The sequence below is a fragment of the Kitasatospora sp. NPDC101108 genome (assembly GCF_055584725.1).
Genome location: NZ_JBVJLM010000016.1, coordinates 107,534 through 120,054, shown reverse-complemented (window position 1 = coordinate 120,054; position 12,521 = coordinate 107,534). Strand labels below are relative to the sequence as shown.

At 74.7% G+C, this 12,521-nt stretch carries 10 protein-coding genes; 8 read left to right on the top strand and 2 right to left on the bottom strand.

All coding sequences use genetic code 11. The features are described from left to right. Positions 1-82: 82 nt before the first annotated feature. The 6 genes from ACZ6Z8_RS28790 (at position 83) to ACZ6Z8_RS28765 (ending at position 6,260) form a co-directional block, all read left to right on the top strand. Complete coding sequence (locus ACZ6Z8_RS28790) at positions 83-247, top strand: hypothetical protein (protein ID WP_465612937.1); 165 nt, start codon at positions 83-85, stop codon at positions 245-247. Between the two features lie 60 nt (positions 248-307). After that, a complete protein-coding gene (locus tag ACZ6Z8_RS28785; protein ID WP_465612936.1) occupies positions 308-2,119 on the top strand; it encodes an ABC transporter ATP-binding protein in 1,812 nt (603 codons plus the stop codon). Between the two features lie 416 nt (positions 2,120-2,535). Further along, a complete protein-coding gene (locus ACZ6Z8_RS28780) occupies positions 2,536-2,769 on the top strand; it encodes a hypothetical protein (RefSeq protein WP_465612935.1) in 234 nt (77 codons plus the stop codon). A 122-nt stretch (positions 2,770-2,891) separates the two neighbouring features. Next, on the top strand, positions 2,892-3,437 hold the full coding sequence (locus ACZ6Z8_RS28775) for a methylated-DNA--[protein]-cysteine S-methyltransferase (RefSeq protein WP_465612934.1): 546 nt from the start codon (positions 2,892-2,894) through the stop codon (positions 3,435-3,437). Between the two features lie 178 nt (positions 3,438-3,615). Next, positions 3,616-5,037 carry a family 2B encapsulin nanocompartment shell protein gene (locus tag ACZ6Z8_RS28770; protein WP_465612933.1) on the top strand — a complete coding sequence of 474 codons (1,422 nt, stop codon included), beginning with the start codon at positions 3,616-3,618 and terminating at the stop codon, positions 5,035-5,037. Between the two features lie 173 nt (positions 5,038-5,210). Next, positions 5,211-6,260, top strand: a complete 1,050-nt coding sequence (locus tag ACZ6Z8_RS28765) for a family 2 encapsulin nanocompartment cargo protein polyprenyl transferase (RefSeq protein WP_402824138.1) — start codon at positions 5,211-5,213, stop codon at positions 6,258-6,260. A gap of 156 nt (positions 6,261-6,416) precedes the next feature. Here the strand turns inward: ACZ6Z8_RS28765 and ACZ6Z8_RS28760 are convergent, their stop codons facing one another. Further along, entirely contained in the window at positions 6,417-7,457 is a 1,041-nt protein-coding gene (locus ACZ6Z8_RS28760; protein ID WP_465612932.1) for an NAD-dependent epimerase/dehydratase family protein, read from the bottom strand. 250 nt (positions 7,458-7,707) lie between these two features. Between ACZ6Z8_RS28760 and ACZ6Z8_RS28755 the strand changes: the two genes are divergently transcribed. Both ACZ6Z8_RS28755 and ACZ6Z8_RS28750 read left to right on the top strand, forming a co-directional pair. Then, positions 7,708-9,045, top strand: coding sequence for a DUF1254 domain-containing protein (locus tag ACZ6Z8_RS28755; RefSeq protein WP_465612931.1), 1,338 nt, complete (start codon positions 7,708-7,710; stop codon positions 9,043-9,045). A 92-nt stretch (positions 9,046-9,137) separates the two neighbouring features. Continuing rightward, a complete protein-coding gene (locus tag ACZ6Z8_RS28750) occupies positions 9,138-10,472 on the top strand; it encodes a DUF1254 domain-containing protein (RefSeq protein WP_465612930.1) in 1,335 nt (444 codons plus the stop codon). A 30-nt stretch (positions 10,473-10,502) separates the two neighbouring features. Here ACZ6Z8_RS28750 and ACZ6Z8_RS28745 read toward each other — a convergent pair whose 3' ends face one another. Continuing rightward, entirely contained in the window at positions 10,503-12,494 is a 1,992-nt protein-coding gene (locus ACZ6Z8_RS28745) for a BACON domain-containing protein (protein ID WP_465612929.1), read from the bottom strand. Positions 12,495-12,521: the final 27 nt, after the last annotated feature.

Below are 12,521 nucleotides of genomic sequence, written 5' to 3'. Positions count from 1 at the left end.
TGACATGCGTCCGGGGCTGAGTACCCCCGCCCGTCCGTCCGTACATTCCGGTGGGGGAGAAACCGAGAGAAAGGTGGCAGTGATGAGCATCCTCGCCAACCTCCTGCCGACGCTGCGGGGCGACCGCGGTGGCCGCGGCCGTGACCGCGGAGACGACCGCGGGGACTTCCGCGACCACAAGGACGACTTCGGCGACGACCGTCGCCGCCGTCGCCGTCACCGCCGGAACCGGCGGGACCGGTACTGACGGGTCCACGGACCGCTGAAGATCCCTGGCTAGGACGAACTGGTGTGGTCCCTGCGGCGGTTGACGGCCGTCGACACGGGCGACGGCGACGGCCGGGTGGAGCCGGTCGTCGCCGCGGCCCCGGTCGTACCGCTGCGGCGGACCTTCCGGCAGTTCTGGCCCTACACCCGAGGCGGGAGGCGCTGGCTGATCCTCCTGGTGGCGATCGTCCTGCTCGGCCCGGTGGTCGACGCGGCGATGATCTGGCTGTTCAAGGTCGTCGTCGACGATGTGCTGGTGCCGCGCAGACTCGGACTGTTCCTGCCGGTGGCGCTCGGTTACGCCGGGCTGACCCTGCTGGCGGGAGGCCTGGGCTTCGCCGACGAGACGCTCTCCACCTGGGTCAGCGAGCGCTTCCTCCTCAATCTGCGGACGGACGTCTTCCGGCACCTGCAGGGCCTGTCGCTGGGCTTCTTCGAGCGACGGCGGCTCGGCGACGTGCTGTCGCGGCTGACCGCGGACATCGAGGCGGTCGAGACCTTCCTGCTCTCGGGCGTCCTGGAAGCGGTCGCGTACGTCGCCGAACTGGCCGTCTTCCTGGGCGTGCTGTTCTACCTGCGCTGGGACCTCACGCTGACGGCCCTGGTGGTCGCACCGCTGTTCTGGGTCACCGCCCGGCGCTTCTCGGTGAAGGTCAAGGCGGCGTCCCGCGAGCGGCGGCGCCGCAGCGGTTCGGTCAGCGCCCTCGCGGAGGAGACGCTCGGCAACATCGCCCTCGTCCAGGCGTACAACCAGCAGGACTGGGAGCAGCGGCGTTTTCTGCGGGAGAACCTGGCACGGTTCCGGGCGACCATGGCGGCGGCCCGGATACGGGCGCTGTTCGAGCCGATCGTGGACCTGCTGGAGCTGCTCGGCGCGCTGATCGTGCTCGGGCTGGGGGCGTGGGAGCTGGCCCGCGGCCGCCTCACCCTCGGCGAACTCCTCGTCTTCGTCGCTCTGTTGAGCCGTCTCTACGGCCCGGTCCAGGGGATCGGGCGGCTCAGCAACGGCTTCTTCTCGGCCGCGGCCTCCGCCGAGCGGATCATCGAACTCCAGGACCAGCGGCCGCAGGTGGCCGATCCGCCGAAACCGCTGCGCCCGGCGCGGGTGCGCGGGACGGTGGCCTTCGAGGGCGTCCGGTTCCGCTACCCGGACGCGCCCCGGGTGGCGCTGCACGACGTCTCCTTCCACGCCGAACCGGGCGAGACGGTGGCGTTGGTCGGGGAGAGCGGGGCGGGCAAGTCCACCGTGGCCAAGCTGCTGCTGCGCTTCTACGACCCGGAGCGCGGTACCGTCCGGCTGGACGGCACCGATGTGCGCGACCTGGCCGTCACCGACCTGCGCGAGCACATCGCGCTGCTGCTCCAGGAGACCCTGGTCGTCCACGGGACCGTCCGGGACAACATCGCCTACGGCCGTCCGGACGCCACCGACGCGCAGATCGTGGCGGCCGCCCGGGCCGCCGACGCCCACGAGTTCGTCAGCCGGCTGCCCGAGGGCTACGACACGGTGGTGGGCCAGCACGGGCGGCTGCTGTCCGGCGGCCAGCGCCAGCGGATCGCGATCGCCCGGGCGATGGTCCGGGACGCACCCGTGCTGCTGCTCGACGAGCCGACCACCGGGCTGGACCCGGAGTCGGGGCGGCGGATCCTGGAGCCGCTCGGCCGGCTGATGAGCGGACGGACCACGATCATCATCTCGCACAACCTGCTCACCGTACGGAACGCCGACCGGATCGTCCTGCTGCGCGGAGGCCGCGTGGTCGCGTGCGGCAGCCACCGGGAACTGCTCACCCAGGACGCCGGCTACGCCCGGCTCGACCGGGCCGCGACCCCGACCTGGGCCACCGGCTGAACCGTCGGAGCCGTGGCTGTGCCCCGCTCCGACGGATGTCTCCTACCGCTCCTACCCCTCCTACCGCTCCTACCGACCCTCCCGCAGCTGCCGGAGGGCCGGTCCGCTGTCGGCCCGGTTCGGCGTCGGCGGCGTGCTGTGGGCCGGAGCGGTCCGGCAAGTCGTGGCCGGGGCCGTAGTGTTGGGCCTGCCGACCGTACGGATCGCCGCTGGGAGGAGGGCCCGGACCACTGACTCACCCCTCGGACGGCTCCGGGGCGCACCCCCGGCCGGTACCGGTGCGGCCCACCGCGCACCGCACCCGGCCGGCCCCGGAGCGCAGCCGGTCGCTCCGCCCACGCGTGCGTGCCTCCGCGGCGGGCGGGGTGGCCGGGTCGGCCGTACCGTGGACGGAGGGGGTACGGAGGAGGTGCACCATGCCCGGTTCGCTCACCATCAGCCACCACCAGTCCGCGGCCACCCTGGACCACGTGGACGCGGAGCGGCTGGCCACCGTTCTGGCCGACCTGGCGTACCTGCTGGAGATCCCGGGATCGGACCGGATCACCGACGCCCAGGTCGCCGCGCTCTGCGAGGGCCGCGCGCCGGACCGCGCCGAACTGGTGCACTTCTGCGCGTCGACCGCCCGCAGCCTGAAGGGGCAGCTCTGACCGGACCGACCGAGGGCCCGCCCCGCCCGCCGTACGATGGCGCGCGGGGCGGACCGGTCCGGAGCGCCCCGTGGTCGCCGGGCTGGCCGGTGGCCGGCCCGGTGGAGGGTGGGGGCCCGAGCGTGCCGCAGTCCTGGTCGTTGTCCTGGCTGACCGTGCCGACCCCGCTGCCCAGCGGCCCGATGCACATCGCGGTGACGCCGCTGGGCGTGGCTGCCGCCGGCTACGGCGGACGGGACGGCGAGACCCCGCCGTGCACCGACCCCGCGAAGATCACCGCCGTCACCGAGCGGATCGGTGCCTACCTGGCGGGCCGCAGCCGGGAGTTGGGCCTGCCGATCGACTGGAGCCTCAGCTCCGGGCCGCACCGCGCCGTGCTGCGGACGCTCTGGGAGCAGGTACCGTACGGCCGGACCATCACCTACGGCGAACTGGCCGCCCGCAGCGGGGTGTTCGAGGACGTCACGGAGCCCGGCCTGGCCGCCCGGACGGTCGGGCAGATGATGGCCGCCAACCCGGTGGCCCTGCTGGTGCCCTGCCACCGGGTGGTGGCGGCGGACGGGATCGGCGGCTTCGGCGGCGGCCGGGTCGGGATCGATGTGAAGCGCTGGCTGCTCACCCTGGAAGGGGTGCTGGAGCCGACCCTGGACTGGAACGGCCCGCTCTAGAACAGTTCGAATAAACGGTCGAACGCATATCGACCAGGCGATCTATTCGTACTATTTGTTCGGTTATTCAGAACCACTCGAACGAGTGATTGCGGGTCGTCCCCGAACGGGCCCACCATGAAGCTGCAACAAGAATGTGCAAGGCGACACTTCATCGGGCATGCGAAGGGCTCCCCCTATGTCGACCGAAACCAATGCCGGAATTCCTGCGCCGGGCGCGCAGCCGGAGATCCGGCAGCAGCAGTCCCTGAGCACGGCGGGCGCGCGGAACCTCGCCACGACCACCAAGTCCGCGCCCCAGATGCAGGGCATCAGCCCGCGCTGGCTGCTCAGGATGCTGCCCTGGGTGCAGGTCTCCGGCGGCACCTACCGGGTCAACCGCCGCCTGCGCCACAAGGTCGGCCGCGGCCGGGTGGGTTTCGTCAAGACGGGTTCCGAGGTGCGGATCGTGCCGCAGACGCTGGCCGAGGTGCCGGTGCTGCGCGGCTACCAGGACGAGGCGGTGCTGGAGGAGCTGGCCGGCCGCTTCGTCCAGCGGCAGTTCGACGCGGGCGACGTCCTGGTCACGGCCGGCACGCCGATCAGCGAGGTCTTCCTGATCGCGCACGGCAAGCTCGACCGGCTCGGCACCGGCAAGTACGGCGAGGAGACGGTGGTCGGCACCCTGGCCGACGGCGACCACCTGGGCGACGAGGCGCTCCAGGAGGAGAACGGCAGCTGGCCGTACACCGTCCGCGCCGCCACCGCCGGCACCGTGATGGTGCTCGCCTGGCCGTCCTTCCAGGAACTGCACGACCGCTCCGAGTCCCTGCAGCTGCAGATCATGGAGTACCTGAACGGCTTCCAGCAGGCGCAGAACAAGCACGGCGAGGCCGCGATCGACCTCTCCGCCGGCCACCAGGGCGAGTACGAGCTGCCCGGCGCCTTCGTGGACTACGAACTCAAGCCGCGCGAGTACGAGCTGAGCGTCGCCCAGACCATCCTCAAGGTGCACAGCCGCGTCGCCGACCTCTACAACAAGCCGATGAACCAGACCGAGCACCAGCTCCGGCTGACCATCGAGGCCCTGCGCGAGCGCCAGGAGCACGAGCTCATCAACAACCCCGAGTTCGGCCTGCTGGAGAACGCCGAGTACGACCAGCGGATCCAGACCCACTCCGGCCCGCCCACCCCGGACGACATGGACGAGCTGCTCAGCCGCCGCCGCAGCACCAGGATGTTCCTGGCGCACCCCAAGGCCATCGCCGCCTTCGGCCGGGAGTGCAACAAGCGCGGCCTCTACCCGGGCACGGTCGAGGTCGAGGGCAAGCAGGTCAGCGCCTGGCGCGGAGTGCCGATCTTCCCGTGCAACAAGATCCCGGTCATCGGCGGGAACACCAGCTCGATCCTCGCGATGCGCATCGGCGAGGACAACCAGGGTGTCATCGGCCTGCACCAGACCGGAATTCCGGACGAATACCAGCCGAGCCTTTCGGTGCGGTTCATGGGAATCGACGAGAAGGCCATCATTTCCTACCTGGTGAGCGCCTACTATTCGGCCGCCATCCTGGTTCCGGACGCCGTCGGCGTCCTGGAGAACGTGGACGTCGCCCAGCGCTGACGACAGCCGCCGGCTCGGCTTCCGAGCCGAAACCGCGCCGCCCGGCCGGGGGGAGCAGCCCCGGCCGGGCGGCGCGCCGCGGCGCGTACGGCCACCGGCCCGCCGCCCCGGCGCACCCGGCCGCCCCGACGGGCCGGCCGTCCCACGCACGCGCCCTACAGGGGGAGGAACCCATGACGAGCTCCACGCTGGAGCGGGACCACAAAGAGGGCCACGAGGCGGCCGACATCCTGGCCCGTGCCCGCGGGCTGGTCGACCCGGTCCTGCGGGCCGCCGTCGACTCACTGCCCGGCACGATGCGCAAGGTGGCCGGCTACCACTTCGGCTGGTGGGAGGCGGACGGTACACCCTCCGAGGCCTCCTCCGGCAAGGCGATCCGCCCCGCCCTGGTCCTCGCCGCCACCCAGGCCCTCGGCGGCACCCCCGGCAGGGCCGTCGCCGCGGCCGCCGCGGTGGAGCTGGTGCACAACTTCACCCTGCTCCACGACGACGTCATCGACCGGGACGACACCCGCCGCCACCGGCCCACCGCCTGGCGGGTGTTCGGCACCACCGAGGCCATCCTGGCCGGCGACGCGATGCACTCCCTCGCGCTGCGCCTGGTCGCCGAGGACGCCCACCCGGCCGCCCGCGGCTCGATCCGCCGGCTCGCCGACTGCGTGGTCGAACTCTGCGAGGGCCAGCAGATCGACTGCGCCTTCGAGCAGCGCAACGACGTCTCGCTCGCCGAGTGCCTGGCGATGGCCGAGGCCAAGACCGGCGCCCTGCTCGGAGCCGCCTGTGCGATGGGCGCGCTGTACGGCGGCGGCACGGAGGAGGCGGCGCAGGCGATGGACGGCTTCGGCCGCGAGATCGGCCTGGCCTTCCAGCTGATCGACGACCTGATCGGCATCTGGGGGGATCCGGCGGTCACCGGCAAGCCGGTCGGCGCCGACCTGGTCGCCCGGAAGAAGTCGCTGCCGGTGGTCAAGGCGCTCGGCTCCGGCACCGCCGAGGGAGCCCGGCTCGCCGAGCTCTACTCGCTCGAACGTCCGCTCAGCGCCGAGGAGTTGGCGCGGTGCGCGGCCGCCGTGGAGGCGGCCGGCGGGCGCGGCTGGGCGCAGGGCGAGTCCTGCGAGCGGATGGCCGCGGCGATGGCCCAGCTGGCCGTGGCCGTACCGGAGCCGTCCGCGGCCGACGAACTGCTGGCACTCGCCGAGCTGGTGACCCGCCGCAGCCACTGAACCGCGTCCGGCGCTCCCGGCCCGGAGCGGGACGTCGGCCCGGCCGACCTCCCGCCCCGACCGACTTCCCGCCCCGGCCGACCTCCCGCCCCGGTCGCCGGCTGCGCGGGGTTCACCTGAGCGCGTCTCGCCTGCACGCGGCCGATCCGGCGAGACTCACCCGTGCGCGGCCAACAACCGCTGCTCCTTGGCGGGTTCGATGCCATGCTTGACCGGCGCCCCCGGCGCGCCCTTGCGCCCCTCCGCGTCGGTGTCCTCGACCGGTCCCCGGGTGCGCAGCCACTCCCAGGTGTCCCGGGCGGTTTCCGCGAACGGTCGGCAGCGCAGCCCGGCCGCCCGGGCGCGGCTGCTGTCGACCTGCCAGACGTACGCCCAGTCCGGCAGGTCCGGTGCCCAGAACGGGAGTTCGGACCAGGGCTCGACCCGGTCCGGACCCTCGGCCAGCAGCGGACCGTCGTCGATCCGGACCAGTTCGGTGCCCGGGGCGCCCGCGACCTCCCGGCAGGTCTCCAGCCACTGCCCGAAGGTGAGCCGCCCGGGCGGCGCCGTGGTGAGGTAGCGCCCCGCCGTCCCGGCCGTCAGCAGGTCGAGCCCGAACGCGGCGAAGTCCCGGACGTCGATCACCTGGATGGCTCGCCCCGGATCGCCGGGGGCGAGCACCCGCCCGCCGCGGGCCATCCGCTCCAGCCACCAGGGCAGCCGGCCGCCGACCTCGTACGGTCCGACCAGCAGCCCGCTGCTGAGCACCAGCGTGCGGTCGGCGCCGAAGCCTGCCGACGCCGCCCGCTCGCACCCCGCCTTCAGCTCGCGGCCGAAGGGCCGGCCGGGCGGGGTGTCGGCGGGGCACGGCAGGAGCGGGGAGTCCTCGGTGATCACCTGGGTGGCCCAGTCGGCGCAGGCGTGCACCGAGGAGACGAGGGTGTAGTGGTCGGCCCGCTCGCGCAGCAGTCGTACGGAGAGCGCGACCTGTGCGGGCTGCTGGGCGGAGGTGTCGACGACGGCGTCCCAGCGGCGGCCCGCGACCAGCCGCGCCAGGTCCTCGGCGCTGTCGCGGTCGCCCCGGACGGCCTCGACCCCGGGCAGGTCGGGGGCGCGGCGGCCGCGGTTGAAGGTGGTGACCTGGTGGCCGCGGGCGAGTGCCTCGACGGCGTAGGCGCGTCCGAGGAAGGACGAGCCCCCGAGCAGAAGGATCTTCATACCGCCCAGCCTGTCCCGGCGGCCCCGTCCGTACGCCCGGCTTAGCGCTGAGCAGAGCGCCGGAGCAGGCGCGTCGACCGGACCGCCGACCGGCCCGCCGGCCGGCACGCCCGCCAGGGGCTGCCCGAAGTGCCGCCCGAAGCCGCCCGGCGTGCCGCCCGAAATGCCACCCCACCCGGCCCCACTTAGCATCCGAAATGTACCGACATGAGTCGATCCATGATCTGATCCGGCCTGGGAGAGCGACAGCATGGTCAACCCGGCACTCGTCGATCCGGCCACCATCCGCGCGACCGCGGCCGAGGCCTGGATCCGCGGCCACCCCCTGCTGCGGACCTACCGCACCCTCTACACCCAGGCCCTGGACGACGCGGACCCCGGCTACATCGGCGGCTTCGGCGTCTTCCACCACACCGCGCGCCCGGCCGCCCCCGCCGACACCGACGCCGTCACCCCGGACAACGACACCCTCCCCTCCCGCGCCTGGCTCGACCTGCGCGCCGAACCCTGGGTGCTCTCGGTCCCCGCCCAGGACCGCTACCACGTCCTCGCGGTGCGCGAACTCGACGCCCTGCACGCCGGGTTGATCGGCTCCCGGACCACCGGCCAGGACGCGGGGGACTACCTGGTGGCCGGCCCCGACTGGCAGGGCGAGCCCCCGCCCGGCCTCAAGGGCGTGATCCGCACCGCCACCCGGCTGGTCGCTCTGGTCGGCCGCACCCGCCTCACCGGGAACACCCCCGACGACCTCGCCGCCCTGCGGGCCGTCCAGGACCAGTACCGGCTGCGCCCGCTGCACGAGTACGCCGGCACCCCGGCGCCGGCCCCCGCCCCCGAACCGGTCTGGCCGGTCTGGCGCGACGAGGTCCTGGAGGGCGTCGAGTTCCTGACCTTCCTGGACTTCCTGCTCGGCTTCTTCCCCCACACCGACGGGCTCCCGCCCGCCGAGACCGAACTGCGCGGCCGCCTCACCGACCTCGGCATCGACGGCCGCGGCGAGTTCGAGCCCGCCCTCCTCCCGCTGGAGGTCCGTGCCGAACTCGACCGCGGGATCGCCGACGGCCGCGCCCGGCTGACCCGTGCACTGGCCGAACTCCGTGACTCCGCAGGGCTGTTCGGCACCCGCGAACAGCTCGGCGGGGACTTCCTCCGGCAGGCCGTCGGCGCCGAGCTCGACCCGTACGGCCTGCCCGCCGAGGAGGTCTGGTACGGCCGTTGGGCGGCGGACAGCGAGGGCCGCCGCCCGCCGAACGCCAGCGACCGCGACCACCTGATCCGCTTCGCCCCGGACGCCCTGCCCCCGGCCCGCTTCTTCTGGTCCGCGACGATGTACGCGCTCCCGGGCCACCGGTTGGTCGACAACACCCTGGCCCGCTACTCGATCGGCGGCCACACCCCCGGCCTGGTCCGCGACGGGGACGGCGGCCTCACCCTCTACGTCCAGCACAAGCGCCCCGCCGACGCCGACCACTCCGCCAACTGGCTGCCCGCCCCGGACGGCCCGTTCGCCGTCGTGCTCCGGATCCACGGCCCGGAGGCGTCCGTCCTGGACGGCCGCTGGCAGCCCCCGCCGCTCACCCCGCACTGACCTGCTCCGCCCCAGCCACAGCCGCAGCCACAGCCGCAGCCACAGCCGCTCCGCGCCCCAGGCCCCGACCCGATCCGACGAAGGACCCCCCGATGAACCTGCCCGAGCTGGAGGCCCTGGCCGCCGACGCCTACGTCTACGGCTACCCGCTCGTCGCCGGCCTCACCATGGTCGAGCGCTTCGCCAAGGGCGGCCTGGGCACCCTCCCGGCGGCGCCGCCCAACCACTTCAGCCACGCCACCCGGCTGGCCGGTCCCGGCGACCAGTTCGTCTCGGTCAACAACGACACGATCTACTCGATCGCCCAGCTCGACCTCTCCGAGGGCCCGCAGGTGCTCCACGTCCCGGACACCTCCGGCGCCTACTACGTGCTGCAGTTCATCGGCGCCTGGACGGACAACGTCGCCTACCTCGGCAGCCGCGCCACCGGCACCGACGCGCAGACCTGGCTGATCGTGCCGCCCGGCTGGCACGGCACCGCCCCGGACCCGGACCGGGTGATCGAACTGCCCACCACCCTGGGCACGATCGTCGGCCGCTTCGCCTGCAACGGCCCGCGCGACCTCCCGCGGGTCAGGGCGCTGCAGGCCGGGCTCCGCCTGGAGCCGCTGGAACCCGGCGGCCTGGTCGCCGGACTGCCCGAGCCGGACCCGGACGTCCCCGAGCGGCTGGCCTTCTTCGAGCGGCTGCGGGTGTGGATGCAGGCCTTCCCGCCGGCCACCCCGGACATCGAGTACCAGCGCCGCTTCGCCCCGCTGGGCCTGCTGGACGACGGCACCTCGCCGTACCGCTCGGCCGCCGCGGAGTGGACCCTCGCGCTCGCCAAGGGTCTCGCCGCCGGACGCGAACGGGTCGAGGACGCCACCCGCCCGCCCGAGGAGCACCCACTCGGCGAGTGGCGCTGCGCGCTCCACCTCTTCGACTACAACCTCGACCACCTGGGCCCCGGCACCCTGGACGACCCCGAGTGGCGCATCCCCGACCGCCGAGCCGCCTACCTCAGCCGCGCCGCGGCCGCCCGGGCCGGCCTCTGGGGCAACCACGCCTACGAGGCCTCGTACGCGGTGACCTACGACGACTCCGACGGCCGCCCGCTCAGCGGCGCCAACAGCTACACCCTCCGCTTCGATGAGCCGCCGCCGGTCGAGGCGTTCTGGTCCGTCACGATGTACTCGGTCCCGGACTACTACCTGGTCGAGAACCCGATCAACCGCTACTCCATCGGCGACCGCACCCCCGGCCTGGTGTACGGGCCGGACGGCTCGCTGACCGTGACGCTCCAGCACGAACCGCCCGAGGACCCGACGGCCGCCGCCAACTGGCTGCCCACCCCGCTCGGCGAGTTCCGCCCGATCATCCGGCTCTACCGGCCGAAGCCCGAGGTGCTGGACGGCAGCTACCAGGTGCCCCCGATCCGCCGCACCTGACGCCCGGCCACTCGGCGGTGGCCGGGCCCCTCACCGACCCGACCCCGTGGCCGCTCCCGTCGGGTGCGGCGACGCGCCGCCCGTCGGAGTCGCCGAGGGCGCGGCCGTACCGCCCGGCGTTCCCGAGGACGCGCCCGACCCCGACGGCGACGGCGCGCCCGTACGGCTCGGCGTCGACGAGGGCGAAGCCGTGGCGGAGGCGGTCGCCGACGGCCCGCCGCTCGGTCCGCCGCCCGGCCCGCCGCCCGGTGCCCCGCTCGGTGCCGGCGACGATCCCGACGAGGGGCCCGACGAGGACGCGGACGAGGGCGCGGGCGCCGACGAGGGCGCGGACGAGGGCTCCGCCGAGGAGGACGCCGACCCGCCGCGGCTCTGCGGCCCGCCCTCCAGGGTGACCACCGCCTGCGAGGGCGGCAGCGCGATCCGGGCGGTCCAGTGGGCGGCGGGTGCGAGGTCCTCGTCCACGGTGACGATCACGGTGATCCGCTGCCCGGGCGCCAGGGTCCCCGAGTCGCGGCTGAGCCGGAGCCAGCCGGCGTCCGTCACGGCGTGCCAACGGATCTCCGTGGTACCGGAGTTGGTGAGGGTGAGCACCGTCCGGCTGCCGTACTCGCCGGCCTCGACGGTGAGCAGCCCGGCCGGGGCGGGGTCGCCCGCGCCCTGGGCGGAGGCCCGTTCGACCATCGGGGCGGGGGCGGCGACCAGGGTCGGGCTGCCGAGCGGGGTCGCGCCCCGGCCCGGTACCGGGACCACCGGCCCCTGGAAGGTGAGCCGCGGAAAGCCGGGAAGCAACGTTTCTGCATCGCCCGGGCCGCCCTCGCCACCCGCACCCCCGGGCCCCGCGCCCGCCAGCTCCAGCCCCGGCACCCCCACGCCCACGGTCGCATCCGCCCCGCCCGCCGCCCACGGCGGCCGCTGCCCGGCGTCCCGCCCGGCCTCCTCCACCCGCACCGCCGAGACCGAGGCCGCCGCCCCCGACCCGCCGCCCCGGTGCCCGGCCCACAGCGCGACCACCGGCGCCGCCAGGACGGCCGCGAGCACCCCGGTGGTCACCACCCGCCGACGGACCGCCAGCCCCCGGCCCGCGTCCGGCGCCCGGTGCCGGGGGAAGCCGCCGTGGTCGAACCGCAGCCCCGGCTCGGCCGCCGCCGAGCCCCGTCGACCGGCCACCCCGGCCACCTCGGCCACCGACGGCCGCGACTCTCCGGTCGCCGCCCCGGCCACCTCGGCCACCGCCACTCCGGCCGCCGACGGCCGCGACTCCCCGGCCGCCGCCCCGCCCACCGGGGAGGGCGCCGTCAGCAGCGGCAGCCCCGACAGCCCCGCCGCTCCCTCGGCCGCCTCCCCGGCGGCCACCCGCTCCGCCGTCCCCCGGCAGGTCGGGCAGTCCACCACGTGCTGCACCAGCTCCCGCCGCAGAGCCGGGCCGAGCACCCAGTCCCGCCAGGACTCCGCCCCGGCCCCGCCCAGCCGGTCCAGCTCGGGGCAGCTGCCCACCCCGAGCACCAGCAGCGCGGCCCTGGTCCGGGCCACCTCGGCCTCGGCGGCGGCGAGCAGTCCGCGGGTCCGGTCGAACGGCATTCCCAGGACGGCCGCCACCTCCAGCGGGGTCAGCCGGTGCCGCACGGACAGTTCCAGCGCCTCGCGCTGCTCCGGGTCCGTACCGGCCGCCTCCGGCCAGGCGAGCGAGGCCAGCTCGCGCCGCCGCCGGACCGCCTCGGCCTCGGTCAGCCCCGCCCCGCGCCCGGCCGCCACTCCGGTCCCCCCGCCCGTCCCGTCCGCCAGCCGCCGCAGGCAGCAGTACCGGGCCAGCGAGAACAGCCAGGCGCGCACCAGCCCGGGTTCGGCCAGCCGGGCGCCGTGCCGCCGGGCCAGTTCGCGGACCTCGCGCAGGGCGTCGGCGGCCGCGTCGTGCTCGCAGAGCACCGAGAGGCAGTAGGTGAAGAGGCCGTCCACCTGCCGGTCGTACGCCGCGAGCACGGCGTCCGGCGCCCCCGCGGGCCCAACAGTTCGCGTTGTCACCCGTCCGACGGTAGGGACAACGGGCCG